General features: G+C 72.3%; 17 protein-coding genes and 1 pseudogene. 8 read left to right on the top strand and 10 right to left on the bottom strand.

Features of this window, described 5'->3' with window-relative positions:
- Nucleotides 1–20 precede the first annotated feature (20 nt).
- Together BKA22_RS06305 and BKA22_RS06310 are read left to right on the top strand one after the other, a co-directional pair.
- Nucleotides 21–569, top strand: a complete 549-nt coding sequence (locus BKA22_RS06305; RefSeq protein ID WP_223203546.1) for a sigma-70 family RNA polymerase sigma factor — start codon at nt 21–23, stop codon at nt 567–569.
- Nucleotides 566–1,777: a hypothetical protein gene (locus BKA22_RS06310; RefSeq protein ID WP_146952713.1), complete on the top strand. Its 1,212-nt coding sequence runs from the start codon at nt 566–568 to the stop codon at nt 1,775–1,777. Before BKA22_RS06305 ends, BKA22_RS06310 begins: the two co-directional genes overlap by 4 nt.
- A gap of 148 nt (nt 1,778–1,925) precedes the next feature.
- On the opposite strand, the gene BKA22_RS06315 is transcribed toward BKA22_RS06310, so the two are convergent.
- The 5 genes from BKA22_RS06315 to BKA22_RS06335 form a co-directional block, all read right to left on the bottom strand.
- Entirely contained in the window at nt 1,926–3,152 is a 1,227-nt protein-coding gene (locus BKA22_RS06315) for a type II toxin-antitoxin system HipA family toxin (RefSeq protein WP_146952714.1), read from the bottom strand.
- Entirely contained in the window at nt 3,149–3,427 is a 279-nt protein-coding gene (locus BKA22_RS06320) for a helix-turn-helix domain-containing protein (RefSeq protein WP_146952715.1), read from the bottom strand. The genes BKA22_RS06315 and BKA22_RS06320 overlap by 4 nt, the downstream gene beginning before the upstream one ends.
- A gap of 80 nt (nt 3,428–3,507) precedes the next feature.
- Nucleotides 3,508–4,467, bottom strand: a complete 960-nt coding sequence (locus BKA22_RS06325) for a siderophore-interacting protein (RefSeq protein ID WP_371863656.1) — start codon at nt 4,465–4,467, stop codon at nt 3,508–3,510.
- Nucleotides 4,468–4,506: 39 nt separating this feature from the next.
- Nucleotides 4,507–5,649 (bottom strand): VIT1/CCC1 transporter family protein, encoded by a 1,143-nt coding sequence (locus tag BKA22_RS06330; RefSeq protein WP_218866552.1) that lies wholly within the window; start codon nt 5,647–5,649, stop codon nt 4,507–4,509.
- Between the two features lie 129 nt (nt 5,650–5,778).
- Nucleotides 5,779–6,633 (bottom strand): SDR family oxidoreductase, encoded by an 855-nt coding sequence (locus BKA22_RS06335; RefSeq protein WP_146952718.1) that lies wholly within the window; start codon nt 6,631–6,633, stop codon nt 5,779–5,781.
- 216 nt (nt 6,634–6,849) lie between these two features.
- Here BKA22_RS06335 and BKA22_RS19405 point away from each other — a divergent pair, with 216 nt between their 5' ends.
- From BKA22_RS19405 to BKA22_RS06350, 3 genes are all read left to right on the top strand, one after another.
- The gene (locus BKA22_RS19405; protein WP_223203547.1) at nt 6,850–7,800 is read left to right on the top strand and encodes an FKBP-type peptidyl-prolyl cis-trans isomerase; all 951 of its coding nucleotides are present in this window, start codon (nt 6,850–6,852) and stop codon (nt 7,798–7,800) included.
- A 150-nt stretch (nt 7,801–7,950) separates the two neighbouring features.
- Entirely contained in the window at nt 7,951–10,008 is a 2,058-nt protein-coding gene (locus tag BKA22_RS06345; RefSeq protein ID WP_146952719.1) for an elongation factor G, read from the top strand.
- Between the two features lie 41 nt (nt 10,009–10,049).
- Complete coding sequence (locus BKA22_RS06350) at nt 10,050–10,415, top strand: nucleotide pyrophosphohydrolase (RefSeq protein ID WP_223203548.1); 366 nt, start codon at nt 10,050–10,052, stop codon at nt 10,413–10,415.
- A 56-nt stretch (nt 10,416–10,471) separates the two neighbouring features.
- On the opposite strand, the gene BKA22_RS06355 is transcribed toward BKA22_RS06350, so the two are convergent.
- Together BKA22_RS06355 and BKA22_RS06360 are read right to left on the bottom strand one after the other, a co-directional pair.
- Entirely contained in the window at nt 10,472–11,185 is a 714-nt protein-coding gene (locus tag BKA22_RS06355; RefSeq protein ID WP_179561661.1) for a hypothetical protein, read from the bottom strand.
- A gap of 578 nt (nt 11,186–11,763) precedes the next feature.
- Nucleotides 11,764–19,092 carry a DNRLRE domain-containing protein gene (locus BKA22_RS06360; RefSeq protein WP_146952722.1) on the bottom strand — a complete coding sequence of 2,443 codons (7,329 nt, stop codon included), beginning with the start codon at nt 19,090–19,092 and terminating at the stop codon, nt 11,764–11,766.
- A 255-nt stretch (nt 19,093–19,347) separates the two neighbouring features.
- Here BKA22_RS06360 and BKA22_RS06365 point away from each other — a divergent pair, with 255 nt between their 5' ends.
- From BKA22_RS06365 to BKA22_RS06375, 3 genes and pseudogenes are all read left to right on the top strand, one after another.
- Nucleotides 19,348–19,965: an L-threonylcarbamoyladenylate synthase gene (locus tag BKA22_RS06365; RefSeq protein WP_146952723.1), complete on the top strand. Its 618-nt coding sequence runs from the start codon at nt 19,348–19,350 to the stop codon at nt 19,963–19,965.
- A gap of 44 nt (nt 19,966–20,009) precedes the next feature.
- A pseudogene (locus tag BKA22_RS06370) lies at nt 20,010–20,564 on the top strand (uracil-DNA glycosylase family protein); the annotation flags it as partial.
- Nucleotides 20,565–20,657: 93 nt separating this feature from the next.
- The gene (locus BKA22_RS06375) at nt 20,658–20,837 is read left to right on the top strand and encodes an antitoxin (protein ID WP_146952724.1); all 180 of its coding nucleotides are present in this window, start codon (nt 20,658–20,660) and stop codon (nt 20,835–20,837) included.
- A 16-nt stretch (nt 20,838–20,853) separates the two neighbouring features.
- Here BKA22_RS06375 and BKA22_RS06380 read toward each other — a convergent pair whose 3' ends face one another.
- The 3 genes from BKA22_RS06380 to BKA22_RS06390 all read right to left on the bottom strand — a co-directional run bounded on the left by BKA22_RS06380 (nt 20,854) and on the right by BKA22_RS06390 (nt 25,271).
- Nucleotides 20,854–22,965: a DUF3320 domain-containing protein gene (locus BKA22_RS06380; protein ID WP_179561662.1), complete on the bottom strand. Its 2,112-nt coding sequence runs from the start codon at nt 22,963–22,965 to the stop codon at nt 20,854–20,856.
- A 165-nt stretch (nt 22,966–23,130) separates the two neighbouring features.
- Complete coding sequence (locus BKA22_RS06385; RefSeq protein WP_146952726.1) at nt 23,131–23,820, bottom strand: hypothetical protein; 690 nt, start codon at nt 23,818–23,820, stop codon at nt 23,131–23,133.
- Nucleotides 23,821–23,969: 149 nt separating this feature from the next.
- On the bottom strand, nt 23,970–25,271 hold the full coding sequence (locus tag BKA22_RS06390; protein ID WP_146952727.1) for an alpha-amylase family glycosyl hydrolase: 1,302 nt from the start codon (nt 25,269–25,271) through the stop codon (nt 23,970–23,972).
- Nucleotides 25,272–25,450: the final 179 nt, after the last annotated feature.

A 25,450-nucleotide genomic window follows, 5' to 3' on the forward strand; every position in this document is an offset into this window, starting at 1 on the left:
TCAACGGCGAAGGGGGCCCCGTGGACGGGCAGCGTCAGCGCAGCGACGATGTCATGGCGGTCCTGGCGAGTGAGCGCGGCGCGGCGCTGACCGCCTACGCGTACCTGCTCACCGGCGACCTGCGGGACGCCGAGGACCTCGTGCAGGACGCTTTGGTCAAGACGTTCGTCCGCGGGCGGAGCCTTGAGATCTCGTCGGTCGAGGGATACGTGCGGACGGCGATTCTGACGACCTGGATCGACACGTACCGCCGGCGCCGGCAGTGGCTGCGGGTGCGGCACCTGATGGTCCGCGGTGAGCGCCAGGAGGGACCGGCCGACGAGGTGGGTGCGCGCAACGACGTGCGCGCAGCGCTCCACCTGCTGGCACCCCAGCAGCGCGCGTGCGTGGTGCTGCGCTACTACGACGACCTCACGGTCGCAGAGATCGCGGACCGGATGGGGCTCGCCGACGGGACGGTCAAGCGGTACCTGAGCCTGGCCGTCGGGCGGCTCGAGACCCTGCTCGGACCGCTCGCCCCACCACTCGCCGACAGGACCGTCCTCGTGAACGGGGGAGACGAGCGATGAGCATGGACCTCGGCAAGGAGCTGCGGGACCTCGCGGCGGACGCGGCTGCCGCCGCTCGACCAGTCGACGTGGACCGCACGCGCTCAAGGATGCACCGGCGTCGGACCCAGGTGGTCGTCGCCCGTTCCGTCGGCAGCCTGGTGGCGGTCGGCGCGCTCGTGACGGGAGTGGTGCTGATGGACCGTCGCGCCCCGGCCGAGGTGCCACCCGTCGCGCCCGTCGCCTCGCCCACCCCGACGACCAGCTTCACGTCCGGCGGCGAGCTCTGCGGCACGCCCTACGCGCTGCACGAGACCGACGCCCGAGGCGTCGAGGTCCGGGGCGCGGTCGTCGTCGGCACGCTGCAGCGGGAGACCGCCGCGTTCGAGACGGGTACGGGTTCCCGCGACACGCTGTCCGTCGACGTGGGCACGACCGCGGACGTGCCCACAGGCCCCTCGGACGGCCTCGACCCCTCCGGGGTCACGACGGTGCTCGTCGACCCCGACGGCACGGTGGCCTTCTGGAACGATCCCGCCCGCCTGCTGCAGGTCACGGCCACGGACGGGAGCGGGGGCATCGCGCCTGACGGGCTCTACGACGCGGTGGACTGCCGGACCGGAAGCCCCCTGACGGGCACGTACCGCACCTACGCCACGACGACCACGGACGGCACGGACGGCGAGACGGTCGAGCTCGCGCCGGTGAGCTTCGAGCTGGGAGGCGGCACGCTGGCCGGCCAGTGGCCCGACCGGGTGCCCGCGTGCGGCCGGCCCGCGCCGGCCGATCTGCTCGCCGGGCGCTCGGACGCCGACCTCGACGTCACGCTCGACCCGTCCGTCGACCTGGACGAGCTCCAGGGTGGCGTGCACGCGGACGCGACCCTGACGGCGACCGGCACCGGGCGCCTGATGGGACGCGTGCCGCAGACCCTGCACGCCCTGCTCGTCGACGCCGACGGCACCGTCGTGAGCCAGCTGTATGACCCGACCCGGGAGGAGTTCGACTCGGGCGCGACCTTCGACGTCGGCCCGGGCGAGTCGTTCCCCGGCGAGGTCTACCAGTGGTTCGCCTCCTGCACCGCCGCCGCCGGCTACGGGGACGTCCGTCCCGGCACCTACGACCTGTACGTCTACGCGGTGATGCTCGCCTCCGCCGGCCCGGACCTCTCCCCGGCGCCCACGCTCGCGGTGGGCGGACCGTTCGCGGTCACGATCCGAGGCAGCTGAGAAGCAGCTGAGGGGCGGGACCAACCGGCGAGGCTCGCCGTGCTCGTCGACGGGCGACTCCCCGAGCAGGCCGGTCTCGATCTCGACGTCCTCAAGCTCGGCGCCGGGCGCCGGGTGCCGGGTCGGGCGCGGCGCCGCCTCTGCCTGCTCAGGCGAGAGTCTTCAGCGCGTCGACCGCTCGAGCGTCGATCAGCGCAGCAACCGGATCGACGTCGATGCCCAGGGCTGCGCATCCCGGCAGGACGTCGCGGACCTGCGTGGCCACCGCGGCGATGGTCTCGGTGACCTGCACCGTGCTCAGGCGCCAGGTGCTCGCCTCGGCGGCCAGGTGCGTGGCCGTGAGGTGGCGCAGGCGTCCTTGCCCGGCCAGGTTGTGCCCGAAGTGCTGCAGGACGCTGTTCAGCAGGTACAGGGGGGCGGCGTCGTAGAGCGGGGCCATCGAGTAGGTGGCGGTGTCGCTGATGGTCAGGGAGTAGTTCTTCGAGTGGGCGTCACCGTTGCCGATCAGCAGGTTGAACGCCACCTGGCTCAGCAGGTCGCGGGCGAACGCCGTGGGGGAGATCGCCTCTGCGCCGGCCGCAAGGGCGACGGTGGCGAGGCGGTGCTCGTCGACGCTCGTCTCGTACTTGTCGCGGGTGGCGATCGCGAGCGCCTGCGTGAGGTCCTCCTGGTGGGTGCGCCGACCCTCGTGCCGGTCGAAGCGCTCCACGACGAGGGCGAGGCGTCCGTCGAAGTCCGTCAGCTCGGCGTGGGCGGCAGGCAGACCGGCCGTTCGAGCCAGGCGCAGGGTCCACTCCTCCCATCGGATCAGGTCGGGCACGGCGACGTCGGTGGTGGGTTCGGGCTTGATGATGTGCGTCGAGATCGCTCCGTCGGCCGGCCACGCCCAGCCGGTGTCGGTGCGCGCCAGGAGCACCTTGGCCTGGACGCCGCCCAGGGAAGCGCTGACGACCTGCCCCGGCGGTGGGTCCAGGGTCGGCAGCTGGGCCACGATCCGACGCGCCTCGTCGTCGCTGAGGGCGATCAGGTGGCCGGGCGCGGGCGGCTCTGCCTCGGCCGTGAACTGGATGGCGCCGGCGCACTCTCGTCCCAGGTGGGCGAGCAGACCGAAGGTGTGCCCGGGTCGCAGGTGGTGCTCGCGCTCGAGGGCGCCTCGTACGGCGCCCTCCGGCAGGAGGTTGTCCATGAACCGCTCGAGCCGGTCGCCCTGGACGCGCTTGTCCGTCAGGGGAAGCGACAACGACAGGGGTCGCGCGCCGAGGCCGTAGGTGTCGAGGGCCTCCGCGGCGTACCGCAGGCGCAGGTGACCGTTGCGGAGCTCGTCGAGCTGACCCAGCAGCTGCCCTCGGAGCCAGACGTGCAGAGTCCCGGTCACTGAGGACTCACCGTGAGGCGGGCGCCGCGGGGAATGAGGACGAGCTCGTACCCGCAGGCGGTGAGTGCGTCGAGCAGGGTGTCGGTGGCGACGGGCATGCCGCGTTCCATCCGGGAGATGGTCGGGCGCGATGACGTGATGTCGAGGGCGAGCTCGGTCTGGGTCTTGCCGGCGTCCGTCCGCATGGCCTGGACGGCCTCGGCCAGGGCCGTGATGCTGCGGGCGCGGTAGAACGGGCGGCGCGTCGGTTCTGAGTCATCGACCGTCTCAACCATCGGTGAATCATATCAGATTCATGGCGCTCCGCAGCCCGCATGACTCGAATGTGATTCACAGACCGATGGTGTGGCCGGCGTCAGCTCTCCGGGCGCCCCGCTCGCCAGTAGCCCATGAACGCGACGGACCTGCGGTCGACCCCGCACCCGGCGACCAGGTGCCGCCGCAGCGTCTTGATGACCCCGGCCTCGCCGGCGAGCCAGGCGTAGAGGGCGGTCGAGGAGCGCAGAGGCGCGCCGTGCTCGTCGACGGGCGTCTCCCACAGCAGGCCGGTCTCGATGTCGACGTCCTCGAGCTCGACCTCGGGCGCGGGTGCCTGGCCGGGCAGCAGCCGGGCGGCGGCCTGCACGGCGGGGACGAGCAGGTCGCCGTGCGGGCGGCCGTCGCGGCCGTACCAGCGGACGGTCACCCCGGCGGGGGCGGCCAGGTCGATGTGGTCGTCGCCGTGCGGCATCTCGATGAGGGCCTCGCCGCGCGCGTCGGCGGGGAGGCGTTCGAGGATGCCGGCGATGGCGGGCAGGGCGGTCTCGTCGCCGGCGATGAGGAGGCGGTCGGCGTGCGCGGGCGGGACGAAGTCGACGCCGCCGTGCGGACCGTCGGCCTCGGCGTTGGGGCCGAGGATGACGAGCTCGTCGCCGGGCACGGCCTGGCCGGCCCAGCGGGAGGCGGGGCCGGTGTCGCCGTGCAGGACGACGTCGACGTCGAGTTCGCGCACCTCGGGCCGGACCCCGCGGGCGGTGTAGGTGCGGATGGGGTGGCGGCGGTCGTCGGGCAGGACGCGGTAGCGGCCGTACCAGTCGTTGTCGGCGCCGAGCTCGATGAGCTCGTCGTAGGCGAGGCCGGCGAGCGGCAGGAAGAACTTGATGCGCTGGTCGAACCCGTTGTCGGCGAACTGGTGCAGGTCGTCGCCGGTGAACGTCAGGCGCCGCACGCTGGGGCACAGCTGTTCGGTGCGGGCCAGTCGCACGGAGAACATGCGGAACGGCAGCACAGTGGGGGCGGTGGCTGAGGCCTCGGCCTGCTCGGCGATCGTCGACACGGAGGTCAGGTTAGCCATACCTCACCGAGCATGGCCAGATCAGATGCCGGAGGACCCGAACGTCAGACCGAGCAGGTACGTCGCCGCGGCCGCGCCGTAACCGATCGCGAGCTGGCGCAGCGCCCGCTTGAACGGCGACGTGCCCGACAGCAGCCCGACCGTCGCACCCGTCAGGAGCAGCGCGATCCCGACCAGACCCGCCGACCACACGACCGCCACCAACCCCTCCGCGCCGAACAGGTAGGGCAGCACCGGGATCGCCGCACCCGAGGCGAAGAAGCAGAAGCTGGTCACCGCCGCACCCAGGGCCGTGCCGATCGTCTCGTGCTCGTCGACCTCCTCGACGTCCTGCGGGTCGACGCCTTCGGGCAGCTCGACGGGCAGGCCGCCCGTGCCCAGGTCACGTGGGTGCTCGTCCCCGCCGAGCACCAGGACGGCACGGGCCTGCGCGTCCTCGGCGGACATCCCTCGCGCCCGGTAGACCAGGGCGAGCTCGTTCGCGTCGACGTCGAGGAACGGCAGTGCCCGGTGCGCGTGCGGGCCAGGCCGGGAGGCCTCGAGCAGCTCGCGCTGCGAACGCACCGACACGTACTCGCCGGCCCCCATCGACAACGCCCCCGCGAGCAGGCCCGCCAGGCCCGTCAGCAGCACCGTGGCAGTCGACGCACCGGCCGCACCGATGCCCAGGACCAGCGCCAGGTTGGACACCAGGCCGTCGTTCGCGCCGAACACCGCCGCACGGAACGTGCCGGACATCCGGTTGCGGCCACGGATGGCCAGGCCGCGCACGACCTCCTCGTGGATCCGCTCGTCGGCGGCCATCGTGGGCGTCGCGTCGGCCTCGTCGTCGTAGGCCGCGCGCCCCTCCGCGCGCTGGGCGAGCGCGAGCACGAAGACCGAGCCGAACCGGCGCGCCAACCAGCCGAGCGTGCGGGTGCGGACGTCACCGGGCAGCGGCTTGCCGACGTCGTCGCCCAGCAGCGCGAGCCAGTGCTGCTCGTGCCGACCCTCGGCCTCCGCGAGCGCGAGCAGGATCGCCCGCTCCTCGCCGGTGCGACGGGAGGCCAGGTCGCGGTAGGCGGCAGCCTCGGCGCGCTCGTCCGCCAGGTAGCGCCGCCAACGGCGGATCTGGGCGTTCGTGGGCGCGGGTCGGTCAGCCGAGAGGGGGGGCATGGGAGCCATCGTGGCATCCGGACAGGGGCCGACGGGAGCCGCCGAGCCCTGTTCGGATGCCCGAATCGGGGCTTCCGGGATGCCGTCGCCGCGCACCCCGGAAGCCCGTCACGGCTGTTGCTGCCTCGCGGGCGCGGGTCAGAGCAGGGCGCGCAGGCCCTCGACGAGCGGGGTCGTCGGGCGGCCGATGAGGTCGCGCAGGTCCGCGGTCGCGTCCGCGAGCCCGCCCTCGGCGATGCCGGCGTCGAGCGCGACGAGGAACCCGGCGGTGCCCTCGTCCAGACCGGCCGCGAGCAGGGCGGCCAGGTGCTCCTCGGACGTGACGTCCCGGTGCACGACCTCGCGGCCCAGCACCTGGGAGGCGGCGGCGGCGAACTCGTCGAACGTCCAGGCGACGTCGCCGCTGAGCTCGTAGACGCGTCCCTCGTGGCCCGTGCCCGTGAGCAGCGCGGCCAGACCGGCGGCGTAGTCGGAGCGGTCGGCGCTCGCCACCCGACCGCCGTGCGTGCTGGTCAGGACGACCCCCGTGGCCGCCGCCTGGGCGAGCGTGCCGTCGTAGTTCTCCGTGTACCAGTTGTTCCGCGCGAGGGTCCAGGCCAGGCCGGACGCCCGCAGCGCCTCCTCGGTGGCCTTGTGCTCAGGGGCCACCGCGAGCGAGGTCGTGTCCGCGTGCGGGGCGGAGGTGTAGACGACCCGCTGCACGCCCGCGGCCTTGGCCGCCTCGATCGCCGCGACGTGCTGCGGGACGCGTCGACCGACCTCCGAGCCGGAGACGAGCAGCAGCACCTCGGCGCCCGCGAACGCCGCCTCGAGCGTCGCGGGGGCGTCGAGGTCGGCGACGGCGACCTGCACCCCGCGGGCGGCGAGATCGTCGAGACGCTCGACCCGGCGGCCGGTGGCGACGACGTCCGCAGCGGGGACGCCCGCGGCCAGCAGGTGGTCGACGACGAGCCGGCCGAGGTGCCCGGTGGCACCGGTGACGACGAGAGACATGGAGCTCCTCCTCAGACAGACGACCGACGGAGGGCCGGCCACCCTCACCAACCGGCGGGGCCCGGTCCTGCTTCCCGCGACCCCGCCCCGGACCTCGATCCGGGTCCCGATCCGGGTCCTGGATATACCGAACGCTCAGCAGACGCCCAGGAACACCGCGTACCGTTGCCCGCGTCCGCCGCCCGTCGAGGTGGCTCCCCGACGACGGAGGAACTCGTGCGCCGCACGTACGCCGCCCCGCTGGCAGCTGCCGGCCTCGCCCTGACGCTGCTGCTGTCCGCCTGCGGAGGCAGCTCCGGTGCCGCCGACCCGACCGCCTCGCCGAGCGAGACGGCCACGGCCGCTGCGACCGCTTCGCCCGAGGACGTCGCCGCGCTCGCCGAGGTCACCCTCGAGGGCGACGCGGGCGCGCAGCCCACGATCACGCTCCCGACGACGCCGTTCACGCTGGCCGGCACGGTCGCGCGCGTCGTCGACGAGGGCACGGGCGCCGACATCAAGGACGGCCAGGTCGTCGTCATCGACTTCGTCTCCGTCGACGGCTCCGACGGCTCGGTCGTCTCCGAGACCTACACGAGCTCGCCGACGACGATCACCATGGGCGACCCGAACATCATCGAGGCCCTCACCGACGTGCTGACCGGCCAGAAGGTCGGCGTGCGGGCCCTGCTCGGCATCGGCTCGACCGACGCGACGCAGATCATGGCCATCGAGGTCGTCGACGTCCGTGACGTCCCGGCCCGTGCCGAGGGTGACGCCGTGGCCCCGGTCGACGGCCTGCCGGTCGTCACGCTGGCCGATGACGGCGAGCCGAGCATCACCGCCGCGACCGGCACCGCCCCGACGGAGCTCGTCGTGCAGCCGCTCATCAAGGGCGCCGGTGCCGCGGTCGAGTCCGGCCAGACCGTCACCGTGAAGTACTCCGGCTGGCTGTGGGACGGCACCGCGTTCGACTCCTCGTGGACGTCGGACACGACGTTCTCGTTCACCGTCGGCTCCGGCCAGGTCATCGACGGCTGGGACCAGGGCGTCGTCGGCCAGACCGTCGGCAGCCAGGTGCTGCTGGTCGTCCCGCCGTCGCTCGGCTACGGCGACACCGAGACCGGGTCCATCCCGGCCGGGTCCACGCTGGTGTTCGTCGTCGACATCCTCGACGCGGTCGCCTGACCTGACCTGCACGGGCCCGCGACGCGGGCAGCGTCCGTGACGCGACCGGTGACAGCCTGACGGCCGTCCGCCCCCTGGGACCCACGTCCTGCGGGCGGGCGGCCGTCGTCACTACTCTGACGGGAAGACCGGCTCTCCCTTGGAGACGACATGGACCAGGCAATGACGCCGCGGATCCGCACGGTGGCCCTCGTGGGCCAGAGCGGCTCGGGCAAGACCACGCTCGCCGAAGCCCTCCTGCACCGAGCCGGGGTCGTCACCCGCGCCGGTCGCGTCGAGGACGGCTCGACGGTCACCGACCACGAACCCGAGGAGATCGCCCGCGGGCTGTCCCTCGGACTGGCAGTCGCCCCCTTTCCCTGGCGGGCACCTGATGGGCTGACGTACGACGTCACCCTGCTCGACACCCCCGGCACCGCGGACTTCGCGGGGGCCGTCGACGCCGCCCTGGCGGTCGCGGACCTCGCGCTCGTCGTGGTCAGCGCCGTCGACGGCGTGCAGGCCGGGACGCACCAGGCGTGGAAGGCCGCCGCCGAGGCCGGGATCCCCCGCATGGTCGTCGTGACCAAGGAGGACAAGGCGCGCGCCGACTTCCGGCACGTGCTGGCCGACCTGCGTGAGGCGTTCGGCGAGGGGCTCGTGGCCCTGGAGCTGCCGCTGGGCGAGGAGCAGGCGTTCGGCGGGGTCGCCGACGTGCTCAGCGAGGAGCCGTGGGAGTACGCGCCCGACGGCACCCATCACGCGGGCACGATGCCCGCCGCCCTGGCGGACGAGGAGCACCGGCTGCACGAGGCGGTCACCGAGGAGATCGTCGCGCACGACGACGACCAGCTCGAGAGGTACCTGTCCGGCGACGTGCCCACGGCCGCCGAGCTGGAGCGCACGCTCGCCCACGAGGTGCGGGACCTGGAGGCGTTCCCCGTGCTCGTCGCGTCCGGGCTGACCGAGGTCGGCGTGGACCGGCTGGCCGACCTGCTGTGCGAGCTGGGCCCCTCGCCCGCCGACCGGGACTCCCGCGTGCTCGCCGGCGACCTGGACGTGCCGGTGTCCGCCGACCCGTCCGGACCTGCGCTCCTGCACGCGTTCCGCACGGTCGCCGACCCGTTCGTCGGCCAGATGACGATGTTCCGCGTGCTGTCCGGCACGGTGCGCCCGGGCGACAAGCTGCTCAACACGACGACGAAGACCGAGGAGCGGCTGCCCGGGCTGTTCCGCCTGCGCGGCAAGGAGCACGTGCCGACCGACCAGGTCGTGGCCGGGGAGATCGCGGCCGTCGCCAAGCTGACCGGCACGCCCACGGGCTCGCTGCTGACCGCCCGGGTCGGCGCCGGTCCTGCCGTGATCGCGCCGCCGACGCGACCCCGGCCCGCGGTGTACGCGCTCGCGCTCGAACCCGTCACGCAGTCCGACGACGACCGGCTCTCGGCCGCGCTGGCCCGGCTCGTCGCGGAGGACCCAACGCTCGTCATCGACCGCTCGACCGACCGGACCGTGCTGCGCGGGCTCGGGGACACGCACCTGGCCGTCGCCCTCGAACGGCTCGCCCGCGTGTTCGGCGTGCACGTGACGACCTCGCCGGTGCCCGTCGGGTACCGGGAGACCATCGCGCGCGAGGTCGAGGCCGAGGGCAAGGTCAAGAAGCAGTCCGGCGGGCACGGGCAGTACGCGGTCGTGCAGCTGCGCGTCTCGCCGCTGCCGCACGGCACCGGGTTCGAGTTCGTCGACTCGGTCGTCGGCGGCGCGATCCCCCGCTCGTACCTGCCTGCCGTGCACCGCGGCGTCACCGAGGCCATGGCCACGGGCGGCCCGCACGGCTACCCCGTCGTCGACCTGCGCGTCGAGGTCTTCGACGGCAAGTCCCACTCGGTCGACTCCTCGGACATGGCGTTCCGCACGGCCGCGGCCGTGGGGGTCAAGGAGGCGTTGCAGGCGGCCGGCACGACCGTGCTCGAGCCCGTCAGCCACGTGTCCGTCACGGTGCCGAGCGCCACGCAGGGCGACGTGATGAGCGACCTGTCCTCCCGGCGGGGGCACATCACGACGACGACGTCGCTCGACGACGGTCTGGTGCGCATCGAGGCGACCGTGCCCGAGGCCGAGCTGACCCGCTACGTGCTCGACCTGCGCTCGATCACCGGCGGGCGGGCCGAGCTGGTCATGTCCCCCGACCGTTTCGAGGTGTGCCCCGACCACCTGCTGCCGGCCTGACGCCGGGCCGGCCCGGCCTCCCGCTGTGCGAGGCTGGGCCGGTGGACGCCGACGCGCAGGAGCAGGAGATCGCCGAGCTGACCAGGCTCGTGCGGGAGTTCTCGGTCGAGCGCGACTGGGAGCAGTTCCACGACCCGAAGTCGCTCGTGCTCGCCCTGGTCGGCGAGGTCGGGGAGCTCGCCGAGCTGTTCCAGTGGATCCCCGCCGACCGCGCCGCCACCGAGTTCGGCCCCGAGGGACGCCAGCGGCGTGCCGCCGAGGAGATGGCCGACGTCCTCGTCTACCTGGTGCGGCTGGCCGACGTGCTGGGCGTCGACCTCGGTGCGGCCGCACGCGCCAAGCTCGCCGACTCCCGCCGGCGGTTCCCGGCCGACGAGCTGCGGGGCGTCGCGCCGCACAAGGCCTGACGGCGACGGACGGGCGTCACCTCCGGGCCTACTGAGGTGACGCCCGCCTGGCCAGTTCAGTCGTCGGCGAGGCAGAGGAAGCTGTCGTCCAGCTCCACGTAGGCGGTCGCGTCCAGCGAGCACTGCTCGGGGTCGGACACCTCGCCGACCGCCAGGAACTCGTGGTCGGAGTCGCACGCCACCTGCTGCATCGTCGAGTTGTCGACGACCTCCCAGCACGAGCCGGTGGCCTCGGCCTCCGTCGGCTCCGACATCTTCGCGTCGAGGAACTGGCCGGCACCGGCCAGGCCGACACCCACCGCGGCGACCAGACCCACGGCGGCCAGCGCCCACCCAGGCCGTCCGAGCGCCGGGGCGCCGGCTCCGCGTGCCGTCTTGTACGCGGCGAACGAGCGCACCAGCAGGATCACGCCGAAGATCAGGCCACCGGTCCACACCACCCCGCCGCGGTCCGAGGCGAGCAGGGCCGACCCGCCGCCGAGGACGAGGACCGCGACACCGGCCCAGAACGTCAGCACGGCGCCACGCAGGGCCTTGGCGCCCTCCTCGCCGGGTGCGACCTCGGGCGGCGCGATCTCGGCGCCGGCGTAGCCGTACACGGGCGCCGGAGGCGTCGCGTCGGCCGCGGGGCCCGCGGGGTCTGCGGGGACCGCCGCCGCCTCGAGCGCGGGTGCCGGAACCTCGACGGTGGGCGGGTCGATCTGAGAGGCCGGAGCCGCATCGGGGCTCTGGTCGGGTGTGGCGGGCTGGTCGCTCTCGGGAGTCGTCATGAGGGAATTCAACTGGTGCGCGATCCCTCAGGGGGCTGATTCGACGTACGGATCTCAGGCGGCACCCAGATGGCGCACGGACGGCTCACAGTCGGCCTCTCATCCCCGTCGCCGATGCCGAGCCGTGAGGCGCAGGAGCGACAGCAGCCCCACCACCGGCCCGTCGGCCACCGGCATCGCCGTGATCCGCCCGAACAGGTCATACGACCGCGACGAGCCACCCGCGGCACTCGGCGACACCAACCCATCCGCACTGCCATACGACGATGTCAGTGGCGTACCTGATACGAGTCGGTATGACCTACCGATTCCTATGGCCAGAGCAGAGCCACGGTGTTCAGCTGATGTTCGGGTACCCAATTCGAAGGTCGGCTCTCCTCGTTCATCCATAGAAATCCCTTGCTGATCCACGCTGCGCGGCGCGCGCCAATCATCTTGCGGTCGAGATCATCCACACCAGACTCATTGCCACAGCAGTCACAGATCACGTAGTTCGGCGTCGCGCCGGGCCCCTCCCAGCCATTCTCGCCGAGATCCCAACCGCAGACCCTGCACAGTTGTAGGTTCATCACAGCCCCTTAGCGCGCACGAAACTGCTTCCATCCTTCTCCCCGGGTCGCAGCCCGGAAGAAGGTCTGAGGCGCCCCGCCGGCGGATCTGACGCCAATGTGATTCGTGATCGGATTCCATCTCACAAATGCTCCGTCTGACGCACGCGTGCGGGTCAATGCTGGCAAGCGTGACTCCAGAAACCTGTTGGCCTTCACAACGTAACCTCTTAGGTTGCGCGCGCCAACTTCGATCCCATGCTTGCTGAAATGCTTCATAGCATTCTCTATCGACGAGAGCTTCTTCGTCGAGTTCCACGGCGCGAAAGTGCCACTTGCCGCGCGCTCCATCTTCGGTGCTGCACGTGTGGCGAGTCGGCCGAGGGCCTGAGCGGTCTTGACGAGGCGGGCGGCCTTGACCGCGGCCACGGCCACACCGGCACCCACGAGCGTAGCGGCGGCCCCGATAGCCGCCATCTTCGCCGCGTCGCCTTCGTCGGCGGCCAGGTACGCCCCCACGGCCACGGCCCCGATAGCGAACCCGATCGGACCAGGCACGAACATCGAGGACGCCTCGGCAACCACCGCGACGACCTTGGCCAGGCCCTTCCAGGAGAACGTGCCACCCAGATCCGTGCAGTTCACCGGGTCCGCGTTGCAGTAGTCATACGCACTGGCCGACCCACCCGGCACCGGGTCCACCTGCAAGAACCGCCCGATCACCGGCGAGTACAGGCGAACACCCATCAAGATCGTGCCCGTCGGGGTATCAGCCGACCGCTGCGCAGCCCCCAACCACCCGTACCGGCCCCGAGCAGCCGGCGGAGCGTTCCCCGTCGCCGCCGACGTCAACGGCTCCGGGTTCCCGAACTCATCGAACGACGTGAACTGCAGACCCGACCACGACGCGACCGGCTCGCCGTCACCGATCGGCAGCGTCCCGGTCACATCCCCATGCAGATTCACCAGCTGCAACACCCGACCACCCGTACCGGTCGTGGCCACCGCGACCGCACCATCCATCCCCTCCACGAACCGCGACACCACATCCGGCAACGTGGCGTCCTCCACGATCCACGCCGGCTCATCACCATCACCATCGAAGTGACTGACCTGCTCGGTCGAGTTCGCCCACGCCCCATCCACCCACACCGACGTGTCCTGCGTGGCGAACCGCTGCAACGGATCCAGGCCCCACACGCTGCGCGTGGCGCCGGGCACCTCCTGCGCAGCCACCAGATCGTTCACGAAGTACTCGTTGGCAGCCACGACCGACCCACCGGCCACCGGCATCGCCGTGACCCGCCCGAACAGGTCATACGACCAGGACGACCCGTTCGCCCCGCTCGTCGAGACCAACCGATCCGCAGTGTCGTACGAGGAGGTCACCGTCGTGGCGCCCGTCGTGCCCGGGCACACGTCCGCCACCGCACCGGTCGCCTGCGTGAACGACGTCCGGTTGGTGTGCGTGTCGTACCCGTACGTGCGGGACGTGCACTGATCCGTCGCCGCGGACGTGTCGTCCACACCCGTCAGACGGCCCAGACGGTCGTACCGGTAGTTGCGCACGCCCGTGTCCGACGCGTGCGTGATCCACTGGCCACGGTGGTTCTCCACCACCGAGTCCCGCGCGATCACCACCCCGTCCGACACCCGCGTGTACGTCCGGGCCGTCGGCACCCGCGCCGTGTCGTACGTGACCGTCAACCGCACACCACCGGGCAACAGCTGCGACTCCAGCTGACCGTCCGGACCCCACGTCGGCGTGATCGTGCCGGCCACCGAGTCGACCATCTGCGTGACGAACCCGCGCGGCTCCACCGCGCGGTCGTAGGTGTACGTGCGCGTCGTGCCGATCGAGTCCGTGACCGTCAGCGGCTGACCGAGCCTGTCGTAGGTCGTCCTCGTCCAACCGCCGGCCGCATCGGTGTACTTCGTCAGACGACCGAGCTTGTCGTACTCCTTGGTGATCGCCGCCGTCTCGGCGCCGTTCGCATCCACCGACGCGTTCTTGACCACGTCGCCCGTGACCGGGTCGTATGTGGTGCGCGTCGTGGCGATCGCTGCACCCGTGCCCGCGGTACCGGTCAACGCCACAGCGACGACCCGGTCCGCGGCGTCATACGTCGTCGTCGACGTGCGCTTCTCCGAGCCCACGGAATCGGTCACGACCGTCGGCGAACCGAACTGGTTGTAGCCCTCCACCCGTTTGGTAGGCAGGTTCGAGTCCATGCGCGCCGCGTCATGGCCGGTGACAGCACCGGCCGACCTCGTCAAACACGGTTGGCCGGCCCACTCCGGTCGATTGCCGCACGCAGCGTCGGTGGCGTTGGCCCCCGCCGTGTAGAAGACCGCGATCGTCGTGCCGGCGTCCACCCCGGACGACCCTGGCTTGGACGACCTCACCGCACGAGCGCGATCGTCGTACACCACCGTCGACGTCAGCGCCGACGGCTGGCCGGCGTCCACCGTGACGGAGGTCGGCTGACCGTGCTTCCAACCCGACGTGGCACCGAGCGCCGACGCGCCGTCGACGGGCGTGTAGCCGTTCTTCGTGACCAGTGGATCGAAGGTCGCGCCGGTCACCAGGGGTAGGCCGGACGACGTACCCGTCGGGACGATGTCCTGCCCGAAGGTCGTCGTGGTGGTCACAAGGTGGTACTGAGCGCCGTCGGGCTTGCCCTCGTCGTACGTGTTGGCCGTCGTCGGCCGAAGGCTCCGCACGTCACTCGAGTCGTTGCCCACTGCGAGCCGCTGCACGGGCCCGACCGAGACCAGCAGGTCCAGCCCGTCCTCGCTGTAGGCGTTGCGTGCGTCGAGCAGTTGGGCAAGTTCGGGTGGCGTCCGGGTCTCCAGCCCCCACGCGGCGAGCATCGCGGTCGCGTCAGGCAGCTTCCCCAGCGCCAGGAGCCGATTCGTCGCATCCAGGGTGCGGACCGCATTGCCGCGCCCGTCGTACTCGGCGGTATCGATGTACCCCTCGACCGGAGAGCCCGCCCCCGCCGGGGAGGCCGTGTTCACCTCGAGACCTGACGCGTTCAGGTACGAGACCGTGGCGGCGGAGTACCCATCGGGCCCGGGCTGCGTGGCGGTCGCCGACGTCACCGACGGCGTGTCCAGCGGACCAAAGACCGCGGTCGCGTCGGTCGGTCCATCCTCCTGGGCCCAGGTGCTGATGGTGCCGGCGTCAAGGTCGTAGGGACCGCCGGATGCGCGCGTGAGAGGAACGCCGTACACGATGGTCGTCGTGTTGTCCGGACCCCACTGGTCAGCAGTTCCAGGCACGAGCGATGCCCTGGAGACCTGGAGGAGACGGCCGGGAGCCGGGTCGATGTAGTCACCTGCACCCGTCTTGGTCGTCCCACCCGGGCCGTAGGCGAAGCGGAACGGAGCGTCGCCCGGTGCCGTCACGGACGCCAGCCGCCCGGACGAGTCGTAGGTGTAGGACGTGACCTGCGCCGAGGCGCCTGCGGCGACGATTCTCGGGTCAGAGACCTGCGCGAGCCGACCGTCCGCGGTGTAGGCATACGACGCGACCGGCGTCTTGGACATCGTCGCGCCATTCCACGTCCAGGCGGACGCCAGTGACACTCGGCCGGCATACGACCCCGGACTCGTCGCCGTTGCGCTAGTGGTCGTCGCATAGTCCAGCTCCACGACTTCGCATCCGCGCGCGGGAACGACCGTCGTGCACGCCTGCGCATTGCTCGGCCACCCGTCCACCCCCGGCTCGATGGGCGCGATGATCCGAGACAGCCGCGAGACGCCAGGGACGGTCGCGACGTCGTAGATGTGGCGAGTGGCCCCCGCGGCGGCCGGCGGTGCCGTGGAGCGGATCCCGAAGTCGTTCGAGCTCGCGTTCTTCTCGAAGTCCGTGACCGTCCCGTCGATCTCGGTGAGCCTCCACGTTGTCGGCGACGTCGACGTCAGTCGCAGCGACTCGGCGCCCGGCTCGGGCCACCAGGCGCCGTCTGCCCCCTGCGTGAACCAGACGTCGGCGCCACCTGTGAGCTCGAGCGACGCGACATCGTCGTAGGGCCTGGTGATGCGTGTGTACGCGGTGCCCGCAGAGGCATCCGCCGTCCCGAGATCCCACTCGGGCCCGAACGGCGACCACAGCTCGGTCACGGAGACGTCGTCGAAATAAACAACCTTGTCAGGACTGGTGAAGCCGTCGTAGAGCCGAACTCCGGCCTCGGTGGCTCCCGCGGGGACGGTGACGTCAAGCGTCAGACGCTGCCATGCATTCGTCAGGGCAGCCCGCGACGACTTCGTGTTCTCGTAGGGCGCTGTCCCGACGCGTGTGAACGCGCCGATCTGAAGGGCGTAGTCGCTCGACGAGAGGAGCCCGGTGGCCGCAGGCACGTAGATCCACGCTGACACCCGATAGGAACGGCCGGGCTTCATCCCGAGTCGCATCCCGCCGACGTCGCTGCCTCCCACTGCTGCAAACGAGTAGGCGCTACCCGCAACCGGGCTGACCCTGTAGGACGTGCTTCCGGAGTGGTGGAGCGTCGTGTCCACCGTGACAGTGGCGGAGCCCGGGCTCGACATCCCCGCGGCGTCCGATCCCTCTTGCTGTGCCGTTGTCAGCGCGTCCTTCTGCAGCTGGTAACCACCATCCGTGTCGCGCGAGGAGGTTGTGCGGACGAGCGCGATACCGAACTCCTCGACGTCCGTCACGGACATCGTGCTGTCACCCGTCAGCAGGTTCACCGAAGCCGGCCCGACCGATGCGGTCGCGGCGCCATCGGCGTCCGGGTCGACATTCAACGTCACCCACTGCGTGTCCTTCGGCGTCGTGCCGCTCGGCGACGAGGACAGCTGAGCGCGAATCTGCACGGGCCCACCCTCGAATCCGAGCGCTCGACCCACGTCCCACGTCGTGTAGCCCGACGTCGCCGGGAGCTCCTGCCAGGGTGAGCTCCACGCCTGCCCTGCCGAGGTCGACAGCAGAGCCGGCGGGACGTCCTTCACGTCCGTGGCCGGCGAGTCCGGCCCGCGGCGCCACTGGAAGTGCACATAGGCGAGCCCGGGCATGGCTTCGACCGCGATGCGCGCACGCTGCACGACCTGGGCGCCGTCCTCAGGGCCGACGATACCGGCCTGACCGACCCTGAAGACGTACTTGCTGATTCCCGAGACGTTGCCCGCCCGGTCGACGGCCTGCACCTGCAGGACGTGCCGACCGGCGTCGGGGGGCGTCACGCTGATGGCCGCTGCTGCACCCGACGTCGTCGTCACCTGCTGTGCCGGGTCGGGAGCCTTGTCGAGGCCCCAGCGGTAGCCGGAGACAGTGCCGTCGCCCGACGGCATGCTCACGGTGAAGGCACCGGCCTGACCGGGCTCACCGTGCCACGCGGCGTCGCTCGGATAGGCGGTCGAGGCGACGTTCGGAGCCAAGGGAGCGACCGTGTCGATACCGAACCAGAACCAGTCGCTCTGCTGGCCGAAGAGGCAGCAATCACCGGACTTGACGGCCCAGTAGTAGATGCCTCCTTCTTTCAGCGCAGGAGAGACCGTCGTCGAGATCGCCGCGCCGGCGGTCGCCGCGACGACGCCGCGGTAGACCTCCGCGTTGGCGTTTGCGTCCATCACCCAGAAGTGACCGTTCAGGCCGCCGACGTCGGCGTCGGTGATGGTGGCGTACAAGGTCGGCGTCGCCGTACCGATCCAGTTGACGATCGGCTTGAACGTGGGTGCGCCGGACATCGAGGTGTTGGTCGGCTTGTCCGGCACCGAGTTGTAGGTCGTCCACAGGGTGGGGATCCCCGCGCCGTTGTTAGCGGAGTAGAACTTCTTCCACCCGTAGTTGTCGCCCTCGTTCGCGGCCTTCAGCGCGATGTTCCCGTCCGGCTGGCCGGTGTTCGCCCAGATCTGCGCGAGGCCCGTGACGTTGGTGACCGCCCAGTCGCCGCACGCGGTCGCAGTCGACGAGGCGACGACGCCACCGAGCGGGGGCTGCGAGCCCCACCCGACCGTCCCTGAGTTAGCGGGGTTGGCGGCGAGGACGTCCCACTGCCGGGCGACGGTGCACGACCACGCGTAGTAGTTGTACAGACCCAGCTCCGACTCGAGCACCTGCTTGCCGGCGAGCGGCGCTGTCGGGAACGTGATGAAGGCGCGCCCGATGTGGGTCCCCCCGTCGTAGGTCCCGATGTTGAGGGTGCCTTCGCCCTCTCGGTTCTGTTCGTAGCCCTTGAGGATGTAGGTGTCGAACCCCATCTGGAACTCGAACTGAGGGTCGACCACCACCGGGTACTCGGTGTCCGGGTCGTGGAGGAACTCCTCCTGTGGAGTCAAGGTCAAGAGGGCCGCGTCGGGCTCCTGCTGGTCCACATCGTGCTCGACGGCGACCAGCCCTGAGGCGGTGTCGATGCTGCCATCGCCCGGGGGCGCGGCCGGCGTGTCGGCTCCGCCCTCGGCGCTCGTGCGCGGCGTCGACGTCTCAGCTCCGGAGACGACCCACTCGGGCATCGGCGACAGTCTCGTCAGAGCCGGGTCCTCGGCCGGACGGTCCACGGTCAGCGGGAACGCCCGACCGCCGTCGGTCTCGGCGTCCCACATCAGGGCGGTCGGTGACGAGGCGACGACCGCCCCGTCCGCGACGACCGACAGGCCGCCATCCTCCGTAGTCGCGACCTCACCGCCGGTCGAGGCGACGGTGAGCGGCAGCTCAAGGGACTCACCCGACCCGGGCCGCTCGTTGATCACGAAGAACTGCTCCAGGCCCGTACTCGTGGCCTCGACGACCAGATCGATGCCCTGGCGAACATCGGGGTACACCGCACGTCGACCCTCGAGCCGCGGAGCGGGGAGCGGGCCGCCCCAGCTGATCTCGGTCGTCACACCGGACGCCGGCTCCGTCAGCGTGGCCAGCGTGGTCGCCTCCTCCGTGCCCGGGCCGAGGACCGAACCTCCCGAGAGGGTCAGGTCCGCGCCCTGCGCGATGGGCTGGACCGTGCCATCGGCTTGAGCCTCGAGTGTCAGATCGACCGGCGACCAGTCCTCGGCTGCCGAACCATCGCCACCCTCACGCACCCAGACCGGCCCGGCGCCCTGCGAGGACGCCATCCGTCCGTCGGGCAGGGCGAAGACCGATCCGACCTCTGTTCGCTCGCCGATCACCTCGACCGGCTGGTTCTGCAACCTGGCGATCGCCTGCGCCGACACCGCATCCGCGGCGGTGAGCGGCTCCGGGTCCTCGACCACCTGCGATGCCGCCGGCTCGACTACGCGGGGCGCAGCGGCTGCGGGCAGCCCGACCATCGCCACAGCCGCCACGGCCGCCGCCGCGGTGGCGGGGACGAAGAGGCGCCAACGAGCCGGAACACCGAAGAGCGAACGCAGACCAGGCACCCAGGACCCCCTACGAGACCGGAGCGCACCCGCTGCGAGCTCCGCACCGTGCAGGCTTCTGCGCCGTCACGAATCACAGCAGACGCTAACCAGAGTGATAGGTGTTACGACCCCCTTTCAGGCCGGGAACCGACCTGGGACTCCCGGTGCCACCCGGATGGCCTAGTTCGCGACGCGCGGCAGCACCACTCCAGCGGGCACCCGGAGGCCAACGATGGGTCGCGCGCCCCACCGCCGCGCTCCTAGGCTCGTCCCATGGCCCGCTACCTGGACGTCCACCCCGAGAATCCCCAGCCACGGTCGATCAGCCAGGTCGTCGCGATGCTGCGGGACGACGCGGTGATCGCGTACCCGACCGACTCCTGCTACGCGCTCGGCACGCGGATCGAGAACCACGCGGGGGCCGACCGCATCCGGCAGATCCGGCACCTGGACGACAAGCACCACTTCACGCTGGTGTGCGCCGACTTCGCCCAGCTCGGGCAGCTGGTCGTGCTGGACAACAGCGCGTTCCGGGCGATCAAGGCAGCCACGCCGGGTCCGTACACGTTCATCCTGCCGGCCACGCCCGAGGTGCCGCGTCGGCTCGCGCACGCCAAGAAGCGCTCGGTGGGGGTGCGGATCACCGAGCACCCGGTGGCGCAGGCGATCCTGCGCGAGCTGGGCGAGCCGCTGCTGTCGAGCACGCTGCTGATGCCCGGGTCGGAGTGGCCGATGACCGAGGGCTGGCAGATCAAGGAGGAGCTCGACGCGGTCCTGGACGCCGTGGTCGACGCCGGGGACTGCGGGACGGAGCCGACGACGGTCGTCGACTGGACCGAGGGCGCACCCGAGGTCGTGCGGGTCGGCGCGGGCGACCCGGACCGGTTCTGAGCCGACCTGCGGGTGCGCGGTGAACGAGCCCGCGGTCGAACCCGCGTGCCCGCGTGATGCTCGTCGGGCTGGCTCCTGCGGCGCACGGCGGCAACCGCACGGGCCGGCTGTTCACCGGCGACCCGTCGGGCGACTTCCTGTTCGCGGCGCTGCACCGCACCGGGTACGCGTCGCAGCCGACGTCGACCGCGAAGGACGACGGCCTGGTGCTCACCGGTCTGCGGATGGCCGCACCCGTGCGGTGCGCGCCGCCGGCGAACGCCCCGACGCCCGAGGAGCGGCGCACCTGCGGGCCGTACCTGGCGCGCGAGCTGGCGCTGCTCGAACCGGCGGTCGTCGTCGTGCTCGGGGGGTTCGGCTGGAAGGCCGTGCTCGCGACGCTCGCCGAGCAGGGGTGGGACGTGCCGCGTCCGCGACCCGTGTTCGGCCACGGCGCGCAGGTCGTGCTCACCCGCACGGGCGACGACGGGCGGGAGCGGTCCGTGACGCTGCTCGGCTGCTTCCACGTGAGCCCGCACAACACGTACACGGGTCGACTGACCCCGACGATGCTCGACGCGGTCCTCGTGCGGGCCCGAGAGCTGGCCGCCCGCGGCTGAACCCTCGGCGCGCAGGCGCATCGACGCGAGGGCAGACTCGACCAGGTACCCGGCGGTCCCCGAACCCGCCGGTGCGTCGACGAAGGAGCACTCATGGGCATCGACGACCTGGTGGGCAAGGCGAAGGACGCGCTCGCGCAGCACGGTGACGCCGTCGACGACGCGATCGACAAGGTCGCCGAGACCGTCAAGGAGCGCACGAACGACGACCAGGACAAGACCGTCGACTCCGTGACCGAGAAGGCCAAGGACTTCCTGGACAAGCAGAAGTAGCCGAGGGCCGCGCCGCTCAGGGGGCGAACAAGGCCTCGGCCCGGCGGACGAGCACACCCTCGCGCAGGGCCGTCGTGACCGCCTCGGACAGGCGCTGCCGAGCCGCCGCGGACGGTCGTGCGATCCCGAACGCGCCCGCGGTCAGCGACACCAGCCGGTCCTCCGGCAGGCCGTGGGCGCGACGCGCGACGTCGGCCAGCGCGTTGCGCAGCTCCTCGTACGGCACGTCCGCGACGTCGCGACGCGTCCCGTCGGCCGGGACCCTGTAGCCCGTCCACGTGGCCGGGTCCTGCGCGAGGTGCCAGACGACCAGGTCACCGTTGGGCGAGCGGTGCAACCGACCCTTGGGGACGGTCTGCAGGATCGTCGCCCGGCGCGCCTCACGGAGCCGTTCCAGGCCGAACCGGCGCGCGACCAGCCGGGCCAGGCGCTCGGCGGTCACGGGCGCCTCGGCGGTGAGGATGTCGTCGATCTGCGCACGGACCTTCGCCAGGTTGCTGCTGATGCCGACGTTGTCGAGCACGAACAGGTCGAGCACGGGCGCGTCGGCGGCCGGCACGTAGCGGGAGGCCAGCGCCGAGCGGATCACCAGGTCGCCGGGCAGGTCCGGGTGCGGGACACCGGCGCCCGTGTCGGTGCCGCGCCCGCTCAGGAGCCCGAGCGCCCCGGGGCCCGCTGAGGCCGAGCCGGTCGCGTCCGCCGTCTCGGCGACCGTGTCGTCCGCAGCGTCCTCGGCTGCCTCGTCGCCCGTCCCGTCCACCGGCTCGTCGACCGTGAGGCCGGTGGCCGTCAGACGTTCGTCGAGCACCGCGCGTGCGACCGCCAGAGCGATCGCGTCGCCGACCGTCTCCGCGTCGAGCCGACCGGCCCTGACCAGGTCGCCGACCTCGGTCAGCCCGTACCCGTCGAGCTCCGCGAGCGCCGCGCGCACCCGCACCCACCGGGTCAGCCGGGTCAGGCCGCCGGCCTTCGACACGTCGGCGTGCCACAGGGGTCCGTCATGCGCGAGCGTCTCGGCGAGCGTGCGACCTGCCTGCCAGAACACCGCGTCGACAGCACCGACCTGCATCGCGTCGATCAGCCCGCGCCAGGCGTCGGCCAGCGCGCGCAGGGAGCCGGCCGCGTTCGGGGGCAGCGCGTCGGAGGCGGCGACGATCGCGAGCGTCGCGGCGTCCAGCTCGGCCGCACCGTCGGGCTCGCCGGCCGGTTCGAGCGCGGCCGCGGCCTCCCAGGCCTGGAGCGCCCGGTCCAGCGAGGCGACCTCGTCGTCGTCGAGCGCGTTCCATCCGGCGGGCAGGGCGACCCCGGGCAGCTCACCGACGGTCCGGACGAGCGCGGGCAGGTCGTCGCGCGCCTCGACGAGGGCGCCCAGCGCGTCGCTGAGGGCCGCCAGGTCGACGTCGGCGCCGGGCCGGACGACGTCCGCGAGCGCGGCGACGACCTCCCGACGACGGCGCTTGCGGGTCAGCAGCCGGGTGTCGGCGTGCTGCGCGGCGGCCAGCGCCCGGTCGAGGTCGGCGGCGAGGGCGCCCGGGGTGAACGGGCCCAGGTGCGGCACGTGCGCCTGTCGGTACGCCTCGACCTGCTCGCGCACGTGCGCGGCGTGGGCGTGCCAGGTCGGTCCGACGACCTCGCGGGCGTCGCCGGTGGGCACCAGGGGTGCTGAGCCCCCGGCGGCGAGCCAGTCGGCCATGAGGTCCAGGTGCGTCGGCGTGAACGCGCGGGCGGCGAGCCCCTTGACGAGCCCGTCCTCGACAGCCGAGCTCGCCGACAGCAGCCGCTTGACGACCTGGGCGAGTCGTCGCAGGTCGAGCCGGTCCGCGTCGGTCAACCCGGCGAGCCGCCACGGGGACGCGGACGGCGCCTGACCGAGCTCGGCGAGCGCGTCACGAAGCCGTTCGGCGGCCTCCGCGAGCGCCTCGAGCGGCACGTCTCCCGCGGCGATGCCCGGAGGGACGGACGGCACCTCGTCGTCCGCCAGGTCGGCGTCGGCGAGCAGGTCGCGCACCCGGTCGCGGGCGTCGGCGGCGGACAGCCCGGCCGGCCCGACGACGGTCCACGAATCCGGTCGCTTGCCCCGGGCGGCGCGGGGGCGCGCGGCGGCACGACCGGTCTCCGTCCTCGCCATGCTCCCCGGTTCCCCCCCCTGCGGTCGACGTGCGCCGGCTGCACGCGGCATCGTCCCTATCGGCAGGTCGACGCCGGTTCTGCACCCTTCACGTGCGACCAGGGTGCCCGACCGGGCGTTGTCCGACGACTCGTGCGACTGAGCACCCTCGAGCGACCGGGCGCGTCAGCCGAGCAGCAGGTGGCCGCAGTACCCGGCGGCGAAGGCGCTCGCGACGGCGACGCCCGGCAGCGCGAGGCGTGCCGTGCGCTGGGCGCGCGAGCGGACGGTGCGCAACGAGCGGCGCGTGGGCCACGTGTCGGTCGCGGTGGGGTCCTCGAGGTGCACAGGCTCCGGCGTCACCGGCGAGGACATGACCGGCGAGGACGTCACGGGCGAGGACGAGACGGGCGACGGCGCGGCGAGCTGCGTGCGTGCGGGCTGCTCGCGGCGGACCGTCACGTCGTGCAGCGGTCGGACGGGCACGAACGGGCCCAGCGGATCGAGCCGGTCGGGGGTCCGGATGACGGCGACCCCGACGACGGGCGACGGCGCGGTGACCGGCCCGACGGCCTCCACGACGGCGTGCGAGGCGAGCGCACGGACGGCCTCAGGAGCCCAGCGGGACTCGGGCCCTGCGGGTTCGGGCGTCGGGGCACGGACCACGGGAGGGGTCGGGGTGGCGACGGACGGGGTGCTGCCCGTCGCGGGGTGCTTCTCGCGGTGCGGCAGGTCGGCGCCGTGCGGCGCGCGCTGCGTCGGCACGAACGTCACGAGCGGTGCGGCCGCGGCCCGGAGCAGCTCCGGGGTGACCGCGAGGTGCTGCCCGGTGGTCGTCGGGACGACGGGCAGCTCGCCGGTCAGCGGGCCGGTCACACGCAGACGAGCGGCGGGTCTCCCCACCGTCCTCGGCGTCGTGCTCGGCATGGCTGCCACACCGTTCTCATCGGCGCGCGGGGGTCCCGTCTTGAGCAACCGGGACCGTCGGCGGGTGAAGGTTCGGCCGTTCGTGCGGGACGTGCAGGTCAGCGCAGCACGGCCCAGGCGTGCGCGGGCAGCTGCCAGCCGTCGCCGTGCCGTGTCGCGTCCCCGGCAAGCAGCTCGGTGCGTCCGACGTCGAGCCGAGCGGGCTCGTCGCGCGTGCTGAGGGCGAGCACCAGCGAGCCGTCCTCGCCGTCGCGGGCGGTCAGCTCGAGCACCAGCAGCTCGTTCTCCAGCACGAGCGAGCGGGAGCGTGCGGTGCGCAGCCACGGGTGGCGTCGCCGCACCGAGACGAGCCGGCGGTGCAGGTCGATCGTGGCCTGCTGCTCGGGCGTCCACGCGCCGGGGGCGTCGGGGTAGGCCGGGCGGACGGCGTCGTCGCCGCCGAGCCGGTCCTCCTTCACGCCGTGCAGGCCGATCTCGTCGCCGTAGTAGACGGCGGGCGTCCCGGCGAGCAGCAGGAGCAGCGCGTGGGCGTGCGGGTGGTGGCGCGCGTCGGGGACCTGGTCGACGATCCGGGTGACGTCGTGGTTGCCGACGAAGGTCCACGGGACGAACGTGTCGAGCAGCGCGTCGTGCCTGGTCAGCGTCCAGTCGAGCTCGAAGAAGTTGCGCTCGCGCAGCGAGCTCCAGATCGACTTCCACAGCTCGTACTGGGTGAGGGAGTCCACCGTCGACTCCTGCACGATCGCCGCGTAGTCGCCGTGGATGACCTCGCCGACGACGTACGCGTCGGGGTGCGCGGCCCGCACGCGCGGCAGCACCGTGGCCCAGAATCGCGCGGGTGTGGCGTAGGCGGCGTCGAGGCGCCAGCCGTCGGCACCCTGGTCGAGCCAGTGGGTCATCACGCGGGTGACGTGCTCGACCACCTCGGGCGCGTCGTGGTCGAGCAGGACGAGCCCGTCGTGCCCCTCGAACACGGCGAGCCGGCCGTCGGGCTCGTGCCGGAACCAGCGGGCCGCGTCGCCCGTCGGGTCGGCGAGCGCCGCCCTGACCTGCGGGAAGTCCCGGCCGACGTGGTTGAACACCCCGTCGAGCAGCACGCGGACCCCGCGGTCGTGCGCGGCCTGGAACAGCTGGCGCAGGTCGTCCTCGTCGCCGAGGCGGGGGTCGACGCGCAGGTGGTCGACGGTGTCGTAGCCGTGGCTGGTGGAGGCGAAGACGGGGCCGAGCGCGAGGCCGTTGAGGCCGAGGTCGACGACGTGGTCGAGCCAGCGCTCGAGGTGGTCGAGGTGGTGCAGGGGCGGGCGGCGCTCGGTGCCGAGGTGGTCGCTGTCGCGGATGGCGGCGCCGACGAATCCCAACGGGTAGACGTGCCACCACAGGCAGTCGTCGCTCCAGCTCATCCGTGCAGCGTACGGGCGTGCGGGGCCGGGGGGACGCGGCCCGGCGCACCCACGAGCAGGGTTACGGAACGGTAACAATCGCGCGATGCGGGACCAAAGTACCTAGTACCGACTGTCCGGGAGAAACCACCCCCTGGTAGGAAGTGCCCAGCCGGTCGGACGGTCCTCGACGGCGGCAA

The organism is Cellulomonas soli, assembly GCF_013409305.1.
In the GTDB taxonomy this organism is placed as follows: Bacteria; Actinomycetota; Actinomycetes; order Actinomycetales; family Cellulomonadaceae; genus Cellulomonas; species Cellulomonas soli.